Source organism: Nostoc cf. commune SO-36, assembly GCF_023734775.1.
Classification (GTDB): domain Bacteria; phylum Cyanobacteriota; class Cyanobacteriia; order Cyanobacteriales; family Nostocaceae; genus Nostoc; species Nostoc commune_A.
Genome location: NZ_AP025732.1, coordinates 4,120,316 through 4,140,099 on the forward strand (window position 1 = coordinate 4,120,316; position 19,784 = coordinate 4,140,099).

General features: G+C 38.1%; 7 protein-coding genes and 6 pseudogenes. 7 read left to right on the plus strand and 6 right to left on the minus strand.

Features of this window, described 5'->3' with window-relative positions:
- Positions 1 to 34: 34 nt before the first annotated feature.
- A pseudogene (cas12k, locus tag ANSO36C_RS34935) lies at positions 35 to 1,971 on the minus strand (type V CRISPR-associated protein Cas12k).
- A gap of 93 nt (positions 1,972 to 2,064) precedes the next feature.
- Here cas12k and ANSO36C_RS18585 point away from each other — a divergent pair.
- The gene (locus ANSO36C_RS18585; RefSeq protein ID WP_193948155.1) at positions 2,065 to 2,277 is read left to right on the plus strand and encodes a hypothetical protein; all 213 of its coding nucleotides are present in this window, start codon (positions 2,065 to 2,067) and stop codon (positions 2,275 to 2,277) included.
- A 501-nt stretch (positions 2,278 to 2,778) separates the two neighbouring features.
- Here the strand turns inward: ANSO36C_RS18585 and ANSO36C_RS35295 are convergent.
- Positions 2,779 to 3,782 (minus strand): annotated as a pseudogene (locus tag ANSO36C_RS35295) (IS1634 family transposase); the annotation flags it as partial.
- Between the two features lie 542 nt (positions 3,783 to 4,324).
- On the opposite strand from ANSO36C_RS35295, the pseudogene hsdR reads away from it, so the two are divergent.
- A pseudogene (gene hsdR / locus ANSO36C_RS18605) lies at positions 4,325 to 6,381 on the plus strand (EcoAI/FtnUII family type I restriction enzme subunit R); the annotation flags it as partial.
- 206 nt (positions 6,382 to 6,587) lie between these two features.
- On the opposite strand, the pseudogene ANSO36C_RS18610 reads toward hsdR, so the two are convergent.
- Positions 6,588 to 7,499: pseudogene (locus ANSO36C_RS18610) on the minus strand (IS630 family transposase); the annotation flags it as partial.
- A gap of 76 nt (positions 7,500 to 7,575) precedes the next feature.
- Here ANSO36C_RS18610 and ANSO36C_RS18615 point away from each other — a divergent pair.
- The 3 genes and pseudogenes from ANSO36C_RS18615 to ANSO36C_RS18625 all read left to right on the plus strand — a co-directional run.
- Positions 7,576 to 7,911, plus strand: a pseudogene (locus tag ANSO36C_RS18615) (type I restriction-modification enzyme R subunit C-terminal domain-containing protein); the annotation flags it as partial.
- Between the two features lie 227 nt (positions 7,912 to 8,138).
- Positions 8,139 to 10,352 carry an HsdM family class I SAM-dependent methyltransferase gene (locus tag ANSO36C_RS18620; protein ID WP_251955738.1) on the plus strand — a complete coding sequence of 738 codons (2,214 nt, stop codon included), beginning with the start codon at positions 8,139 to 8,141 and terminating at the stop codon, positions 10,350 to 10,352.
- Positions 10,353 to 10,499: 147 nt separating this feature from the next.
- Positions 10,500 to 11,672, plus strand: coding sequence for a Fic family protein (locus ANSO36C_RS18625; RefSeq protein ID WP_251955739.1), 1,173 nt, complete (start codon positions 10,500 to 10,502; stop codon positions 11,670 to 11,672).
- 585 nt (positions 11,673 to 12,257) lie between these two features.
- Here ANSO36C_RS18625 and ANSO36C_RS18630 read toward each other — a convergent pair.
- The gene (locus ANSO36C_RS18630; protein ID WP_251955740.1) at positions 12,258 to 12,797 is read right to left on the minus strand and encodes a helix-turn-helix domain-containing protein; all 540 of its coding nucleotides are present in this window, start codon (positions 12,795 to 12,797) and stop codon (positions 12,258 to 12,260) included.
- 794 nt (positions 12,798 to 13,591) lie between these two features.
- Here ANSO36C_RS18630 and ANSO36C_RS18635 point away from each other — a divergent pair.
- Positions 13,592 to 13,906 (plus strand): YkvA family protein, encoded by a 315-nt coding sequence (locus tag ANSO36C_RS18635; RefSeq protein ID WP_251955741.1) that lies wholly within the window; start codon positions 13,592 to 13,594, stop codon positions 13,904 to 13,906.
- Between the two features lie 97 nt (positions 13,907 to 14,003).
- Here the strand turns inward: ANSO36C_RS18635 and ANSO36C_RS18640 are convergent, their stop codons facing one another.
- Both ANSO36C_RS18640 and ANSO36C_RS18645 read right to left on the minus strand, forming a co-directional pair.
- The gene (locus tag ANSO36C_RS18640) at positions 14,004 to 14,381 is read right to left on the minus strand and encodes a GxxExxY protein (RefSeq protein WP_251955742.1); all 378 of its coding nucleotides are present in this window, start codon (positions 14,379 to 14,381) and stop codon (positions 14,004 to 14,006) included.
- Positions 14,382 to 14,412: 31 nt separating this feature from the next.
- Positions 14,413 to 17,619 (minus strand): annotated as a pseudogene (locus ANSO36C_RS18645) (glycoside hydrolase family 15 protein).
- Between the two features lie 757 nt (positions 17,620 to 18,376).
- Here ANSO36C_RS18645 and ANSO36C_RS18650 point away from each other — a divergent pair.
- Complete coding sequence (locus tag ANSO36C_RS18650) at positions 18,377 to 19,531, plus strand: glycosyltransferase (protein ID WP_251955743.1); 1,155 nt, start codon at positions 18,377 to 18,379, stop codon at positions 19,529 to 19,531.
- Positions 19,532 to 19,784: the final 253 nt, after the last annotated feature.

The window sequence follows — 19,784 nt, forward strand, 5'->3', positions numbered from 1 at the left end:
TTTCATATTAAGTTTTCAAGGTTCAATATTTTATTTAGATTGATGAAGTAATTCTGCATTGATAAGCAAATAAAGCTAAATCCCTTGCTTGCTCTTGTGGACTACCTCTAATTGCTTGCTGTTGTGTTTCAATAGAGATTCCAACTTTTGCGGCTTGATTTTGGATATTCTCAATCAATCTTCCATAACTCCAGTTATGTACTTGTCGTCGGTACTCTTTGGCGTAATTCTTTTGACCTTCGATAAAACCGGGTATTTTTTTCTCAGCTTTGAAGAGAACTTCGCTTTGAATAATTTCCCGCATATCACCAAGCTTTGGTATAACAATACTTCCAGCAGAGTATACTTTTGCAATTTCCACAATTTTTGTGGCTAGTAACCTGTCTAAATATTGTCCTAACTCGGATTCGCCAAAATCGTTTGGCGCAAACTGTTTTTGAGATTTGTGACGTTCGTGAGAAGAGCGTTGTTTTTGCTGTCGTTGACGGTTAAGTAAGTTGTAATTATCACCTAGTAGCTGCTTAACGCTGCGATAAACGAGGACTTTGTTATTAGCTGCATCAAAAACAGCAATGGTTACAGGTTTTTCTAAACCAAGGCTAACACCAACTAGAATATTCGATTTACCTTCATATAAGGGTTTACTGGGACGAGGAAAGGGTGTATTAATTATAGTAAGTGTAGATTGTTTACGGATGACATCATCTTTCTGTTGAGGTTTGAGTTTGCCTTTCTCTTCGGTTTTTACTAACTTATTCTTAATATCTGCTGTTTTTTCTTCAATAACTTGTTGAGTTCCTTCAACAGTCCACATGCGAGTATCAAGAGAGCAAAAAAGAACTAAACGGTGTACGTTCCAAGGTTTTTCTTTACCTTCTTGCTCTAACCAAGATATTCGTCCAGTACGTAAAGTAAATAAGCTACTGGAATGTTGTTTTTTACCTTTACGTTTAGTTTCTTGGTCTTCTAGAAAGCGATGAAATAAATGAAGGTGTCTTTTGTCACAATATATTTCAAACTTAAGCTTTCCCAACCCGTTAAAACAAACAAAAAGTCTTTTCTTATCGTTGATTTCCATTTAATGTCCTCAGTAGTTTCATAAACTACTGGGAAAGGAATAGAACTCGATTTTCTTAGAAGGTTGGCTTGCCACGATTTAGCTTCCTTTTCATCGTGGGTAACTTGCTGAACTGCTTGTTCTAGGGTCTCTAGCCATTTTTCACCAGTTAAATCTCGTCCTTTAGGAACTCGGCTTGTTAATTGGATTTTCAGCCGTTCAATTTCTATTTCTTTTTCTTTTTTTCGTCTTTGTTTGGTGTATTGTTCGAGGTCTTCTTCAACAAAACTTACCTGACAATTATTTTTCAGGAGGTAGACTAAGGCACATCTTGTCAGAGCATCTTCTGTTTGACGATAAGCTTCAAATAGACGGCTTGGTTTAATAGTTACAACTTTATCTGGTCTATCAGCTTTTCCATCTTTAGGCTTCCTGCTTCTTCTGCCTCTCACCTTATGATTTGTCTCATGAGTTTGATGTGTTGCAAATGAAGCTAATATTTCAGTTGATTTTGTTCTGATATTTTCTAAACTTGATTTACTTTCTTGCTCAAGTTCTACATCAGTTTTGAGCATTTCTAACCATCGCTCTTTCCCTTCAATTTTAAGCTGTCGCCGCCTATTTAAAGCCAACCAAGATTTGTATATATACGTAACCAAAGTGATTGCAGGCGTATAAAAACGACCTGGTTGACCTATAAATGGTTCTTGGGTTTTGAGAGAATCACACAATTCTTTGATCACAGTTTTGGGAACTTTTGCAGTTTTGACCCATATCTCGAATTCAGAATGTTTTCCTAATCGTTCCAATATTTCATTAACTAAGGGCGTATTTTTCTCTGCCATGAATTCCCAAAGATGGCGGAGGGTTTCGTCATCTGCAACTAGGCGACATTGAATCGTGATTACGCTCATAGATGCACGTAAGTATTGTTGTAATCAATAACCCAATTCAATTATGAGCTTAATCACGCAATAGCGCAAGCGCTAAATAGCGCAAATATATTTTTGTTAATATACTGTGCAAAAATTAAGCCCGGACAGGGACTTGGTGCTGGGATGACTGAAGAAACACGAGAAGTTAGGGGAAGAATCCCTAAAGAGTTAAAAATTGCATTTGAGATTGCCTGCGCTCGTTTGGAAGTAACCCAGACCGCAGCGCTGGAAGATGCTATTAAGGATTGGTTGAAAAAACAAGAGTCTGCATCTGCTGAGAAATAGAGTTGGCTTGGAAGTCTTGACTCTACTGCTAATCACCTAATATTTGGTGATGATTTCTGGATCTAGCCTGTAACCCACCTTCCGCATCCCAAGTGTCACAAACGGAAATTACTGAGAAAAAAAAGGTACGTAAGAATAAAAACAGACATCTGAAAGCAAAAAAGATATTTGAGCTACCATGAATCACCAAAAATGCCATCAAAACTTATTCTCAATAAGCAGCAATAACAATTGATGGCAGATAGATTCGGATGAGATAAATAAATGAAGATGTTAAAAGCTGAAATCATAAATTAGAATAATGAATTGAAGTAAATAAACTAGATTTTTGACACAGGAAATTAGAGCTATAAATCAAAACGATTAGCTCATGTAAACGGCTATACTAAATTAATAGAGAGGAAAATTATGTGATTAATTGATAATAGCGGAGACAATCATCTGGTAAAAGATTCAGGATAAAATCCCTATCTTGAGTCAAATTAGAAACGTGTTTTTCGTCTTGATTGCATCTGCCTCACAAGCAAATTTATCTTGTGATAACTTTTTTAACTCCTGAATAGCTTTTGACTCTGCCTTGATAATTTTTTGGGAGAGTTTACGCAGGTCTGATTCTCTTCTATCTTGGCTTTGTACTACCAACCATCTTTGTTCTATTTCTCCATAAGTAACTGTTTTTGAAACAAATCTATATCCTGGCAAATTACTATCGATAAATTCCAATTCTGGTAATGTTGATATTAGTGATTGTGCGGTTTTGATACTTAATGGCACTCGACATAACCAGCGTAATTCCGACATCAATTTCAGATTTGATTCTGTATATAAGGCGCAGTCTGCAACTATGAGACTGTTAACTTGTAATTGTTTTTGATACTCAACTGCTATTTTTCCGAAACATGATGAGTCCGATTGGTTTCCTGATGCTAATCCCCATCTCCTGAACATATTAGTTCTATGATAAATTGTTTTAAATCTGGTCTATGATCTCTTGAATAACCGTAAGTGATGGTAATTTCTTTTGGTGATTTTACCGCTAACTCTTCTAGGTCTTGGGTATTTCTTGATTCTTGATTCTCAAATATCACTTCTGGTAAGCTGGTATTGTATTCCCCATGCACGTGCATTGAGGATGAATCTAGATGTGATGTTGACAGTGATACATTAAATTTTTTGGCTGCTTTTAATGCGATGATAAAAAATATTGTATCCAGTCCTTTTATAAATAGTTTATCCATGACTCTCCCCAATTTATCATCATTGAGATATTCTGGTTTTACTCCTGCTCCTATTAAATGTTCACAAGCTATTGTTTCAAAATATTTTGGAAACATATATAGAGGTTTGGATACAAATCCTAGTCCGTTCAATATCATAGCTTTAACTACATGACCTGGACTGACTTTTTCTCCTTTCTCTTCACCTATTAATTCATTAATTATTTCTACCAATCCTATCGCGTCTATTATTCCTGCTACTATTCCTAAATGGTCTATGTTCTGAATTTAAATGTCTTCCGCATTCAACATTACAACACCATTCTCCACAACTTCTGTTGCAATTCTCTCATTTATGTTTTTGTTATCAATTATTTTTAACTATGAAGTTTTCTCTTGCTTCTGTCTTCATCACACAACTTTCTCTTCTCGCTAAATCACCAGACTTAATACTACTTATTCTCATTAAGTCTGTTAAATTTTGAATCTAACTTAGTTTCTGTGTACTACTCTGTCCACTTTTTGTTGATGTGTGACAGTTGGGGTGCGGAAGGTGGGCTCCAAGGGCTTTTCACTGAGCGCGTCGATTCCATATTCAGCCCTTGGGCGAATGATGTCTATGACCTTACTTGATCTGAGTAACACATTTAGTCACGATTCATGACTATATTAAAGATATTATGAGCCACGATGTATGTAGAAAAGCAGTGTGATCGCTGATTATCGCTCAGGTATTATTTGCATCTTGAATAACAAGGGTAATATTATTTTTTTGTGCGTAGGCATAACTAGGTGTTAAGTTAAAAAACTAACTAGTAAAATAGCAAGCAATGAGCAATGAAGCTAATACCTGCCGTAAGTATGTTGAGCCAAAACTAAGAGATGCAGGGTGGGAAAAAGAGCCTCACGATTATACTGAGCAGTATTACTTCACTAATGGCAAAATTCGCCCCAAAAACAAGCGTCAACCTCGTGGTGAACGAAAATTTACAGATTATTTGCTGCTGTATAACGGAGAATTTCCCTTAGCGGTAGTAGAGGCGAAAAGGAAACACAAAACTCCTGATGAGGGACTGGAACAAGCAATAGACTATGCCAATCTTCTAGGGGTGAAGTTTGCTTATTCCACTAACGGACAAGGAATTGTAGAGTTTGATTTCATCACGGGTAAGCAGTCTGATGTGATGGAATCGTTTCCCAGTCCTGATGAACTTTGGCGACGATTAACTGGGGAAGCGAAGGAGCAAATTAGAACAGACATAGCAGAAAAACTGTTAACCCCGTTTTATCCAATTCCAGATAAACCACTGCGCTACATCAACGAAATGCTATTAATGCTGCACTAGCCGCAATTTTCAAAGGTCAAAAGCGCCTATTGCTAACAATGGCAACGGGAACGGGTAAAACTACTGTTGCTTTCCAAATAGCTTGGAAACTGTCAAGTTTGGAGTGGAATACTTCTGGAGAATCTCGTTCTCCTAGAATTCTGTTTTTGGCAGATCGGAATATTTTGGTAGATGATCCCATGAATAAGGATTTTTCTACCTTTAATCAAGAGAAAATTTACAAAATTCAGGGGGAAGCGAAAAAAGGACGTGATCTCTACTTTGCTATTTATCAAGCTATTGGTGATACACAATATAGCTTTGGACTTTACAGAGAATATAATCCTGATTATTTTGACTTGATTATTGTTGATGAGTGTCACCGAGGTAGCGCCAGGGATGAAAGTAACTGGCGACAAATTCTAGAACATTTTGAACCTGCGTATCAGTTAGGACTTACAGCAACACCCCTACGCGATGATAATGTTGATACCTATCGCTACTTTGGCAATCCCCTTTACACATATTCCCTCAAACAAGGGATTGATGATGGTTTCTTAGCTCCCTATAGAGTTTATCGAATTACTACCCGTTCCGATCGCCAAGGATGGCGACCTAACGCTGGAGAGATTGACCACTATGGAAGAACAATTCCCAATGAAGTTTATCTCACTCCAGACTTTGAGCAGAAATTGGTGAGAGAAGCACGGACAAAGGCGATCGCACAACACATCACTGATTTTTTGAGAAGTGGCGATCGCTATGCCAAAACTATTGTCTTTTGCGTGGATGAGGAACACGTTAAGGCAATGATCAAGGAATTACGCAATCTCAACAGCGATATCACCAGAACAAATCCTGACTATATCACTCGCATTACCTCTGATGCTCGTCATGTTGGTAAGGGACATCTCTACAAATTTAAAGATGTCTTAGATGAAACTCACATTATTGCTGTAACTTATAAATTGCTAACAACAGGGGTAGATATTCCCACCTGTAAAAATGTTGTGCTTGCCCGTGTTATTCGTTCAATGACAGACTTCAAACAGATTATTGGGCGGGGAACCCGTGTACGAGAAGAACGGGGTAAACGGTCTTTTAATATACTCGACTACACCAATAGCACGGTGTTGTTTGAAGATAGAGATTTTGACGGGGAACCCGCCCTTATTAATGAATCAGAGATAGATGATGATGGGCAAATACTCTCTGAACATGAAGAGGAATTAGAGTCAGCAGATTTAGAAGAAGAAACAGACGACTTGGAAGACGATGAAAGGTCTGGATTTCCGGGACTTCCAGATGATGATGACATACCACCTCGGAAATATTACGCTGACGGGGGAAGCGAAGAGATTGTTGAAGAAAAAATTTATGATTTAAATCCAGATAATCAACTGCGCTTGTCTCGATTAATTGACTACACCAGAGAACAAGTTCGCATCCTATATCGTTCCACTATAGAAATACAGCAACACTGGGCAGATCCAGAACAGCGTTCAGAAATTATTGATTTGTTGGCGGATAGGGATATTGATTTTGATGAGTTAAAACAAGTTAAGTAGGTGGGCGGGAAAATTTATAACTATGTAACGAAAATTTAACCAGAGGAATTAGAGTCAAATTTAATACGTTGTGTACTGTAGTTGCCTTTTTCTCCCCTAGCTTTAACGCCATCCATCACGGCGTAAGCGAGGTCTAACTCGTCATCAAATATTTGCCCACATAGTTCGTCTTTTTTAAGGTGCTGCCACTCCAATTCAATTGGGTTCATCTCGGAGCAGTATGCGGGCAAGAAAAAGATGTACAAACCCATGTTTTCCCACTTTGACCATAACTTTTGCACTTCAAGACATCGGTGTATCGATCCGTTATCCTGCACAATTACCCTAGTGCGTCCAGTTTTTTGAGCTTCAGTCGCTTCAATCTCCATCATTTCGATGTACGATTTACGACTAATCCCACCAATAACCAGACCGTAAACAAAGCTGATTAAAGGTTGAAGAAAGCCGATAATACTTAATCTCCGTCCACGATGCTTAGTTTGCTCTAAGCGTTTTTGCTCACCTTTGAAGTAATAGGTGTAACCTGGTTCGCTCCATACACAAAACCCTGATTCATCTAGATACTTTAGGTCTATTTCTCCAGCCGCAGCAGATAATTCCAACATATCTAGGACTGAAGAGTTTGTTTGCTCGTGCTATCGGGTTTTGCTTGCCTTTGTGACTCTTCCTTGCTCGCTTCCAATTGACCCCCTTTTTTTGAGTACCCGTCTTAATCTGTCGGGACTCAGTTTAATTGAGCGATGCCTGCGGCGGGCTACGCCTACGCGTTCTAATTTTTGTGCGAGTTGAAGACTATTGTATGTACGCGGTTCTTTTTTCAGGCATTCTTCCAAAAATATGATGTCCTCTTCTTGCCATTTTGACTTTCCTCCTCGACCCGGTAGTTCCCAAAGTCCTTCTAGACCTTTGCTTTTCCAGTTGTGTAAAACCTCTCTTACCGTTTGTAGAGTCAAATTAAAGTGAGCAGCTATTTTTTCTACATACCAGCCATGTGCATTTAGCCTAATTATTTCTGCTCGATCTTTTACTTTCTGTGGTACTTCCGCAGTTCTTAGCTGTAACAGGGTTCTGTCTTGCTCACGAGTCAAGAATATCCTTAAACGAGCGCCCATATATTAAGTCACCTCGGTAGATGCATTCTCCGTATTTACTTATCTTTACATAGTTTGGTTTTTTCGTGCCTACCTACTTACTAAGCTTCCCGAAGCTGATCCTTTTGATTTATTATGTCATATTGCCTTTGATGCTCTGGTGCTGACTTGCAAGCAACGGGCTGAAAGGTTGCGTCGTCGCAAGGCTGATTTTTTTGAGCAATATGGGGAAGATGCTAGGGCAATTTTAGAGATACTTTTGGACAAGTATGCAGAAAAAGGAGTTGAGGAGTTTAATGTTCCAACTACATTTAAAGCTAACAGTGAGTTTCATCGATATGGTAATGTAGCCGAGATTGCTCAACGATTTGGTGGAGTTACACAACTTAGGGAAGCAGTGGAACAGTTGCAAAGTTTATTGTATTCTGCTTAATTTTATAAAAATACATTAATTTCATGAATTAGGAGTTTATTTTGAATTATTCAGATAATGAAATAAGAATTCTTGCTTTAAAACATTTTCAATCAAGAATTATTTCATATATACAAATAATTATAAGCAAGAAGTATTACAAAGAAATAAATAAAAAGACATATTTAAAAAATTTCTTAGAACAAATAAACACTATTTCAAGTCAAATCCACTCTGAACTTAGTGAAATGCAAGATAATGACTTATTGTTTGATTCCATAATTACTTCAATAGATAGTTTATTAGAAAGTATTACGAAGTCCTCACAATTAAGTAAAAAAGATGTTACAGAACAAGTAAAAGTAATTGTGCAAGAAGAAGTAAAAGAATTTATGCAAGAAGGTGAATACAAATATTCTCAAAAGGAAATTTTTATACCTAAAACATATAATACGGAAAAATTATCTGTGCTAGAAATAACAGAACTTATACAAAAAGATAAAATTTACAGATATTTTCAAAATGAAATTTCTAATATTCGGGAAAAACTTTTTAAAATGAGTAATTCAATTGATTCTGATACTATTGAGAATGCACTTACATCTATATGGATTTTACCAACTTCAACTTTTGAATGCACAACTATTTTGCAAATTCTGGATGATGGGCTGGAAGAAGGTTTAACAAAGGATGACATTTTCCTGAATAAATTAATGGTGTCATCCAGGATTGAAAAAACTCTAGAAAGTTGGATAGAGAAAAAAAATAGCAATGTAAAAAAAAGAATCCCTATATTAGAGGAAGCGATTACAGCCCATTTAGAAGGAAAGTATTATTTAAGTGTATCTACATTAATGCCACAAATTGAAGGAATATTAAAAGATGCAGTAGAAGAGGCTTTTAATGATGCAACAGAAAAGGATGATATTAGAGTTAAATTAAATTCCTTAAAAGAAAACTGTATTAAAGATGTAGCAGATAAATTAGCAATAAAATGGAAAAAGCAGAATCCAATTCTGGGAATATTTGCAGATTTATTAAATAAAAATTTCCCCAATGTAATTAGTTATCTTCGCCTAAAAAGTTTCATCAATAATGATGAGGCAATTTTACCAGATGGCACGAAAGGTGCAGGGTTACTCGCCTATTTGCGAAATCTCAAAAGCAAAACCGGACGCGATCGCGCTGATGTCATTGCTAAGGTGTTCAAAGATGTCACTAACCGTATGATTAGCGGGACTTTACTGTGGGATGTGCTGAATAAGGTAAATGATATTCACTTTGATAAATCAGAAGAGGTGAATCTACTCAGCACCCTTTATGAGTCGATGCTGAAGAAAATGCGAGACGCGGCGGGAGATTCGGGAGAGTTTTACACCCCTCGTCCGGTAGTGCGGTTTATCGTGCAGGTGATGGAACCGAAGTTGGGAGAAACCATTTTTGACCCTGCTTGCGGAACAGGTGGTTTTTTGGTGGAGGCGTATGAATACCTGAAAAAGAATTGTAGTGCCCAAGATTGGCAGATATTGCAAAAAAGCATTATTGGCGGTGAGGCAAAATCCTTGCCTTTGATGTTAGCGCACATGAGTTTGCTGTTACATGGGTTTGAATATCCCGATATTGATGATGGTAATAGTCTGCGGTTTACCCTTTCGGAGATTGGTGAAAAAGATTGGGTAGACGTAATTCTGACAAATCCGCCTTTTGGGGGTGAAGAGGAAGACAGAATAAAAAATAACTTTCCCCCAGATAGACAAACTAAGGAAACGGCGTTGTTATTCCTTCAGTTGATTATGCGTCGTCTCAGACAAAGACCAAAACCAGGACGCACCGCAGTAGTATTTCCCAATGGGGTGCTATTTGGGGATAATACTTGCGCCAAGCTGAAGGAAGATTTACTTAAGGATTTTAATCTGCATACCATTGTCCGTTTACCTAACGGAGTGTTTGCACCTTATACTGGCATTCCCACAAATTTGTTATTTTTTGACCGTTCTGGACAAACGGATGAAATTTGGTACTATGAGTTACCTTTACCAGAAGGAAGGAAAACTTATACGAAAACTAAGCCGATACAGGATGAAGATTTTGCTGAATGTGTGGCATGGTGGAAGAACCGAGAAGAGAATGGACAGGCTTATAAATATAACTTTCGGGAAGCTTATAAGCAGGCGATAAAAGAAGCAACACCTCATTGGGATGCTGCAAAGAAAGCAGAAGAAACTGCTAATCAGCTTGTAAAGACAGTTAAGGAATTAGCTGAGAAAATCCAAAGTTTACATAATTCAATTTTAGACTTTTCCCCATCCAAAGATATTGCACGGATTAAGAATCAGATTCTGGTAGTCAAGGATGAGGTGAAACACGCTCAAACTGAGGAGCGAACAAAGAACTTGATGCACTTACAGCGCTTCCCGCTATTATGCAATACAGTTTTTCTTATTGCCTCTCTCCTAACATAGCTTTTAGCTTTGAGGATGTACCTCATAGCTGCCGGAAGTGCTGTATACCTTCCATTCTGGACAAAGCATTTAAAGGGGAACTTTAAAGAAAACCAGGGATAAGATTTTTTATTAATAAATAGTTGGCACAGAAAATAGCAATACGGTATGAAGCCAAAAGACTTTCAAAATAGCCCAACAGGTCGATTAGTTCAAATTATACAAGGAGAAAAGCCTTGTTTTGCTTTTGTTCCCAACCCTTTACCACCAGTGCTAGAACTGGATACAGAAATTTGGCGCACACTTTCTGATGCTGACCGAGCCTTGGGTGAACTTGCAGGATTAGGACGTACTATGCCCAATCCGAATCTTCTCATCCGTCCATTTATTCGCCGGGAGGCAGTGCTGTCTTCACGTATTGAAGGAACGCAAGCAGATATTACAAACCTCTACGCCTATGAAACTGGACAATTAACCATTCCAGGTCTAAATCCTTCTCCACCAGAATCTGATGTACGAGAAGTGTTGAATTATGTTCGTACTTTAGAATATGGCTTAGAAAGACTGACAACTCTGCCTATCTGCTTACGTTTTATGTGTGAACTCCATGAGCGTTTAGTAGATGGTGTGCGTGGAGAAAAAGCGGCTCCTGGAGAATTCCGTCGTTTTCAAAACTGGATTGTAGTGCAAGGGCTAACTATCAACGACGCTCGATTTATTCCTCCACCTGTGCCAGAAATGGAAAAATGTCTTCATGAATTAGAAAAGTATCTTAATAGTGACTGTGGCTATCCACCACTTATTCGGATAGGTTTAATTCATTATCAATTTGAAGCTATTCACCCCTTCATTGATGGCAATGGACGTATTGGGCGATTACTAATCTCATTATTACTTTTGCATTGGAACTTATTACCCCAACCCTTACTTTATCTCAGTGCATTTTTTGAACGTCATCGACAAAAATATTATGATTTAATGCTGAGGATCAGTCATTGTGGGGCTTGGCGGGACTGGCTAATATTTTTTCTACAAGGGGTAACGGAACAATCTAAAGATGCTTTGGTTCGGTCGAAACGGTTACAAGATTTGCAGTTGCAATGGAGGCAAGATTTAACTCAAACCCGTGCCACAGCCCTATTGTTGCGTCTTGCAGACAGCTTGTTTGAGTCTCCTATTCTCACAATTACCCAAGCCCAGACAATTATGGATGTTAGCTATCGCTCTGCACAACAGAACGTTGAAAAGCTCGTCAATGCAGGTATCCTAGTGCAGGCTAGTGAAGGTTCTTACGGAAAGATATTTATTGCGCCAAAAGTTTTACAAGTGATTGGCGAGTAAATTTACTTAAATTATACTTTTTGCTTGAAAAGTATAATTCTTTAGATTAGAATTATACTTTAGTTGCAATCTTTGTAAAGCCTTGTCCAAAGTGGGTTTTGCTAGCTGGATAGTACATTGTCGCTTGCATTTGCTCCCAATTCACTCACAGCGTTATGTCTTAGCTACTTCCATGAGCTACAAGCGTAAACTGACACAATGAAATAATTTCAGAGAAGAATGAGAAAAGAACTTGATGTGCTGTTACTATCAATGCTTAAGCATTTTAAAGCGAATTGTCACTAAAAAAAGAGGTGGGAGCTTTATCCAACGCTGGTAAATTTATTTAAACTATAAATGTTTTACGTATGAAAGAAAAAGCGAATATTCGCCATTACTTCGTTGACGAAGCAGGAGACTAGGACTTACGCACTGTACAAATTAATCATGATGTGGCTTAACGAAAATAGGTTGTTTCAGGATTTGATTAATTATCCTTTGATCGTAAATAGACCATGCTGTAGGGGTTTAGCAATGCTTTACCCTTACGAAAGATGTGGCTTTTCACGTTATACATATTTACTATTTCTTGTCAATGCGTAAATCCTAATTTCTTACTTTTTGCTTCTGTTCTTTACGTTCAATAATCGGATTAAGAACGCGATAAACTGTCATGTGGCAAGGATATTTCACTAACCCTAGCTGTTCGGCTCTAACCTGAACTCGAATTGCGACTTGAGCCGGGGTCATTTTTCTACCGTCCTTGTTACCTTCTTTATAAGTTTTGACGATAAAATCTTGCCAACCATCATCAATCCGATAGCCACCTTTGTCAGAACGTTCGGCTTCAGTAACGCCTGATAACCCCTGTTCTTGATATTTTTTGACGAGTCGCTGTACTGTCCGAACCGTCTTGCCAAGTTTTTCTGCGGCTTGCTTTAATTTAATTCCGTAGGTTTTGTGATCGCATGACCCAATCAGACTTTGTAATACCTCCACTCTCAACTTAGCCTCTGCCGAGAGTTCAGTAACAATTACATTGTTTTCTTTTGCATCTGCACTCTCCGAAGTTTTATCAACCTGATCCGAGCGATCGTGCAAAAGTAAAGATTCATCAACCTCATTAGAGTTCGGAGTTTCACCCATAAACAAACTTCATCGCTTGAAACTAATTGATTGGGGAATACAGCAAGTCTCTCTAAGAAAAGCCAAGTTTACAGATTTAGCTTGCATCGAAATGAAGCCGGAATAGGAGGATGACTTCGCAAGTAGAGAGAAACAATAAGACATTAGTACATATATGTCTTATTTGTTACTTGTTTTAGTTTGCATACTATTTAATATAATACTCTTTGATTCCAAAAAGCGACATTTAATTTTTTATATTTATCTCATTTCACAAAAACGACACTTATTTAGTTATGGATAGCCAGAAAATTTTTAAAGCTGTTTTTTGAAAAAACGACGCTTAAAATGTTATATATTTAATTTACAACAGCTAATTAGTTAAATAATAAATGGTATTAAATTTAGCGTAAAAAAGCTATATACTTTATTCTGTAAGACTTATAGCTATTTTATATAAACGACATTAATTAGTGAAGACGACAAATAATTAGTTATTCGACAGTAGATGTTGAATAACTAATTATTTGTGAAACTAGATAAAGAGGCAAATATTTGTCCTCTAAATGCTGAATATAGTTATATAGCGCTTCTCGTTTGGATGCAATACACAATAGGGCACAGCATTGCTGTGCCCCTACAAATGATCTGTATTCTATGCAATTGAGAACCGCTATAAATATTCCCGGTTGCCTACTTGTTTGTATTTGCTGACATATTATTAGTAGCGTCTTCCAGACTAATTAGGGCGGTTATTCACACCGGAAGTTTTTGGGATAGTTTGTCAAAATTAAAGATAACTGGAGGTTCAAAATATGAAATTTTCAATCCAATCACTTTACGCTTGGTATCGCGATGTGCTTCGTAACCCCAAGTACCGTTGGTGGGTAATTTTAGGAACATTAGTCTATTTGGTTAGCCCATTTGATGTTCTCCCAGATTTTATACCAGTTGTGGGACAAATTGATGATGTTTTCCTTTTGACTTTGCTAGTTTCTGAGGTGTCTGGGTTAGTCATTGAGGGCTGGAAAGCTCGTAAGGGTGATTTGGGTACTGAAGTGCCTAATGGTACTGAAGGTTCTACCTCTAGTGGAAGCACTATTGATGTTGATGCTGTTTCTGTTAAGTAGTTTTAATAAAACCCCTGCTTTTGGAATTTGAGGTGGGGGATATTTTTTTTAACGCAGAGGAACGCAAAGGGAAGCGCAGAGGTTCGCAGAGGGGGAGTTAGAGGTTGTTGGCTACGCGTTTGATGCCTTCTTTGAGGTGGAGGACGTTAAAGTTGAGGAGTAGTCCTAGTTTGCAGTTTGCTAGTTTGAGATAGGTTAGGAGTTGGACGGAGTGAATCGGGTGGAAGGATTCTACAGATTTAATCTCTACAATTATTTGGTTTTCGACCATCAAATCTAATCGATAAACGCATTCCAATTGCACATCTTGGTAAACCAAAGGCAATGGAATTTGTTTACCAACACTCAACCCGACCTTTTTCAACTCATAATCCAAACACTCCTCATAAGCCGACTCCAACAAACCAGGCCCCAAAGCAGTATGCACCCTCATTGCACAACCAATAATCACCCCACTCAACTCATTCTCTCTCATCCTCTGCGTTCCTTTGCGCTTCCCTTTGCGTTTAAAAATCTTTCACAAATTCCGTCAAGAACCTAAACGCCTTCAAAATATAACTAGCGCAATCTCTAGGAGAAGTATTGTAAAACGATCGCCACGCACTCGCTTTATCCTCATCATACCGATCGCTGCGTTGACTATGATTCTCTAACCACGCCAATCGCACTGCATGGCCAATTAACACATCCAACACGATATATTCTTCAATTTGCAGCTTGGGATTATTGCCAGCGATCGCAGCTAATTCGATTAATGCTTCAATATTAACTTGGCGGTATTCTGGAGCTTCAATTTTATTCAGCAAATGCTCAACCAAGAGAGCAAAATTTCTTTCTCCGGCTGTCATTTCCGACAGCATTATCTCACTATCTAAACGATTGCGACGCTCTAGTTTATCGCCAATTACTAGACCCTTGCAATGTTGCATTAATAACCAAACTTGCTTAAAAAATTCTTTTGGTACGCGTCCTGTCGCACCTTCAGCTTGGCGAAACCGCCGCCAACCACCCGGCGGAACTTCTATCCCTTCGGCGATTCCTGGCAATACCACCCAAGCAATATCACTTTCTTTTTGTTTGACGTGCAGTGATTCTTGCTGGCGCAACAGATTACTCATGCCAGTATATCCAGTTAATACCTGACGCAAGCGCACTTTAACTTCAAAGGGTGAAAGTTGCATTAAGTAATCGTAAGCTTCATCTTGAGTGACATGCAATTCCCGCGCTAGTTCGCTGGTGATTAATAAGATAAGATAGCCGACTCTCAGGGTTAGTAGTCCCTGGAATAGTCCGGGTTCTGAGCGAATTAAGATACCAACATAGATTAAAATCTCTTGAGTGAGGACGCGATCGCGGATATCCTCACGACAAAAATGATTAATTTTATCGGCAATTTCATCGTGAGGCATGGGTACGCTAATCAAGGACGCTTCACTGTAAGCTTTACCCACAGCAATTTGCTTACCTCGCACCAAAATACTCGTTACTGCATCTGATAGGCTGATATCAACCATAAGCCGTAACCCAGCAGCCCGACGTACCACTGCCCAAATGCCTAAATCTCCAGCTTTGGTGTAAACTTCATCTAGTAAATCAGCTACGGTGACGCGATTATCCTGGGCCACCATATCCCGTATCAAATTCCATTCCCTGCAAGCGAGTTAAAGTTTGCAATAGCTCAATTTGCTCGTAGATATTCTCTGAAGCACGCAAAGAAGAAAGTAATACCCGAAATTGGTTTCACACTCCATCTGAAATTCTTGAGTATGCCCTAAGCGCAGTTTTTCTCAGGATTATAAGCCAAATAATAGCAATGTGGGCTAGCATTTTTAACTGGCGAATCGCGAGAATTCTGCATTTGGCAGAAAATCAATTCTTTGGATTCCAGCTGTTAGCATTAGCTGATTTAGCCGCCCTAATTTCACCCGCACACCGTTACAAATACCATCTTTCAGTTCTTGCATCAATTCCAGTAATGCCTCAGAACCACTTTCTAACATGGTGTGTGTCAACATCAAAGTCAGAGTAGGACGCCCTAAATCGCTCCAATATTTTTGAATGTAAGCAAGTTCGCTTCTAATTTGATCTAACAGAAAATGGTAATCAAGGGTTAAATAAAACTGTTGAGAGTCTGAAAATGAAGGCAAAAATACAATTGTTTCGCTGCTAATCCGAAAGATTCTAGATGTTGTCAAACTTCGCAGTCGCCGCACTGGCCGCCCAGTTAAACCGAGTTTATCGTTACGTCCGATTTGGGTATAAATAGCTGAAAATTCTCCAGCTTTTCTCACTTGAATTGGTTCTACTTGGGTGGGCGTTTGTGCTTCGATTCCGTGAACTTCTAATTTAGTTTGTAAATCTTCATCTTCTGCTAATAAGGCAATTTGTACCAATGCCTCGCGCTGTTTTCCCACACACAAATGTCTTCCTAAAGGGTCGATATCACCAACCGCCAGTAACCCTTCACTCAACATTTCACCCAGAAAATATAAACTCTGCGCCCACACCAAGGGAATATTTTCATTGGGCAAACGTGGTTGCGTTTGAGGTGCTAATTTTTCTGCCTCTATATTTTCTGCGGGAACATAATAAAGTTCTGGCAATAAACGCAAACCATCTTGTTCTATAAGTAATGACTCTAAAAGCTCTTGATATTTTTTAACTTGTTCTTGTTCGCCACGAAATGATCCATCTAAAACTAAATAAGTGAAAAATAACGGCCATTCGCATTCAATATGCTCAAATTGCTTGAGTTCCCAGGGTTCGTAGTGCAAGCGCTGATGATCTTCTAAAACGGTTTGGTGTCCATCACGCAGAAAGCGTTTGCAGCCGTATTTACCTGCGAGTTTATTGATAATATCGTTTAAAGTGCGATCGCGTAACTCCAAATCTTCCACTGCAAAGGCAGGATAACTAATAATACTCAATAGTGCTGCATCAATTTCTTTGGAACCAGATTCTCTCGGTAATAAGGATTCTAAAGTAATTCGGGCGCGGGCGATTTCATCTGGTAGCACATGAATTACTGATGCTTGACTACCCCGCACACCAAACAAATCCAGTCCGTTAATAGCTTCTAAAGCAGCTTTTGCCATGCCTACAGAACTGGCATTTAACTCTGCACTACCACGATTAATTTTGTTACCACGTTCCCAAATGCCATAATCTGGTGTGCGGTAAGCTCGTCCAATGTAGTAAACTAAATTTTGGACGAAATTCACTTCATCAATGGTATAAATTATTGGCAATCCGGCTGCCGTCATTTGCGCCAATATCAGCAAAAATATAGATGTGGCATCGAGTTGCAAATGTCCCCATTCATCATCACCAACAACAATGTCACCAGTCGCGGTATTATATTTAGCATGCAGTCCATCTAGTAACGACTGAGTATGTTTAAATGTCTCTACTTTATGAGCCTGTCGCATCATTGCAAACAACAACCCGCGCATCAGTTTGATCACACTGTGTTCTAGTTCATAGGTGCGTCCCTCATCGTCGTCAATTTTGCGGTATGCAAGTCCTAAACCCCAAACTGCCAAAATGCTGTAAACGTTGTCTCGTACCCAGGCATCTGTGTAATCACCGTGGGCTGTAATCGCTGTGCTTGCAGGTAGTAAACCCGTAATCGGATTCTGCCGAGTCAGGATGATCGTTTTGATTTGCTGGTAGTAATAGTCTAGGCGAGTTAGCAATTTGGTAGATGTTTTCATGGTTTGGTTCAGAACAACTTGCAAAATTAGGCTCCTTAAAGGAGTGGGTTTCCTGCACTTGGGCTATGGGGAATGGGGCATTGAGATAGTATTCCGTACCATAGGCTATACAGGAACATTAATCATCTCTGGAAATATCGATCTCTGCGTGGGTGGAAAAATCCCTCCAAGTTAAGTCGAGCCGTAGAAAGAGGAACTTTAAAGAGTGATCTTAAGAATCTACCACTGATTCAGTGGTAGGATAATGTCAAAAAATCAAAAGTGCCTAACTCGAAGGATGAGCTTATGCTAGTCTAAACTAGATCATTACTCCGAGGTTATGCTTATGCTGGTATAAAGTAAATCATTTTTTTACAAAAAAAATATTAAATAAATAAATATAATTTTAATGTAGATATGTTTTAAGATAGTGTGTTTGTGTAAAATATTCACCATATAATTGCACTAAAGAAAGGGAGGCCATCTTCAAGGCAACAAGGTTTGATAAAAAATATAAATTATGGACTGTACAAATGAATTATTTTGTGCATTGACATTAAATACCTCTGTTTAGTCTTTTACAAAGTATATTTTGTTAGTTCCGTAGGCTAGCAAAATCGCAAACATCGCCAAAATCTAGCTAGAAGCCTAGATTTAGACTAGATATTAATTTGAAAAAACTAACAATCAGGATTCTACAGATTAGTGCTGTTTTTGAAGAAATTAGGTAATTACCATTTTATAGACAGGAATATTAATCTTAAATAGGAGTAACATAATGAAAACAGTTGGGATGTATCGTCGAGCTTATCCGAGAGTATCAGAAACTTTTATTGGAGAACAAGCCCATAATTTACAAAGATACAAACCTTTGTTTCTTACTTGTAAAATATTAAAAGAGATTCCTTTTGAAGGTATTTCTATTAGTAATAATGACTTATGGAATATTAAGCAGTTATTTCATGTAATTACTGCTTCACCAAATATGTTTGGAAACGAGAGTGAATTAGGAAGTCTAAAATTAATTCATGGACATTTTGGCCCAGACGGTATTTACGCAATGCGATTGGCAGAAAAATTAAATATTCCTTTCCTCGTTACATTTTACGGTTTTGATATCACAGTTACACGTCGATCTATGTGGCTGTCAGGTAATCCAGCATTATATCAATTTCTTTTACATGAAGAAGAACTAAAACAAAAAGCATCTAAATTTATTGCTTTTTCTAGTTTCTTGTATAAAAAAATGATTGAATATGGTTATCCAGAAGATAAAATTATTAAACTGAATAGTGGTGTAGATTTAGAAAAGTTTGCCTCATCAGCAAGCGAATCAAAAGATGAAAGATATATTTTGTGTGTAGGCAGACATACTGAAAAGAAAGGAATTGATACCCTATTAAAAGCCTTTGCCCGGATTGCCAGTAAGCATCCAAATGTGTCACTTATCCAAATTGGAAGTGGCATCATGACTGAAAAATTAAAGAGTCTAGCAGATGAGCTTGGTATTAGTAATAGAGTAAATTTTATGGGCGCAAAACCTTATGAAGTCATTCAAAAAATGATGCGAGGTGCGGAAATATTTTCTCTACCCAGTCAAACAGCAAAAAACGGTGATAGTGAAGGTTTACCGCTTTCAATATTGGAAGCTGCCGCTTCTAGTTTACCAATAGTTTCTACCTGGCATAGTGCTATTCCTGATGCTGTTTTAGATGGAGAAACTGGCTTTTTAGTTGATGAAAAAGATGATCAAGCTCTTGCGGAAAAATTAGATATTCTATTGTCTGACCGTGCTTTAGCTAAAAATATGGGTATAAAAGGACGAGAATTTATTTGCGAAAATTTTGATATTCGGAAGCAAACTGTCAAGCTAGAAGCTATTTATGATTTAGTAATCAGTAAACGAGAGTTAAGTAAGAGTATCTCAATTTAGATTACTAAACATTAAGCATTTGTTAATGAGCAGAAATTTTATGATGCCTATTTACAGAAGGTAAAACTCGTATTCGGAGAATTCGTTATCCAACTGTCAAAAAAAGCACTAAAAAGCCAAAAAAACAAATGCCACAATCTGCTTAAACCTTTGATTTTTTAATTTTGGGGTGCAAAGCTTGTGACTCAGCATTGCTGAGTCACTTTGTCATGTCTTTAGTCTAAACTCCAGTTATTAGCGATCGCCAGTTATC

Coding starts and splice junctions, on each gene's coding strand:
- ANSO36C_RS18620 (WP_251955738.1), top strand. CDS start 8,139: ATGCAAGATAATGACTTATTGTTTGATTCCATAATTACTTCAATAGAT.
- ANSO36C_RS18625 (WP_251955739.1), top strand. CDS start 10,500: ATGAAGCCAAAAGACTTTCAAAATAGCCCAACAGGTCGATTAGTTCAA.
- ANSO36C_RS18630 (WP_251955740.1), bottom strand. CDS start 12,797: ATGGGTGAAACTCCGAACTCTAATGAGGTTGATGAATCTTTACTTTTG.
- ANSO36C_RS18635 (WP_251955741.1), top strand. CDS start 13,592: ATGAAATTTTCAATCCAATCACTTTACGCTTGGTATCGCGATGTGCTT.
- ANSO36C_RS18640 (WP_251955742.1), bottom strand. CDS start 14,381: ATGAGAGAGAATGAGTTGAGTGGGGTGATTATTGGTTGTGCAATGAGG.
- ANSO36C_RS18650 (WP_251955743.1), top strand. CDS start 18,377: ATGAAAACAGTTGGGATGTATCGTCGAGCTTATCCGAGAGTATCAGAA.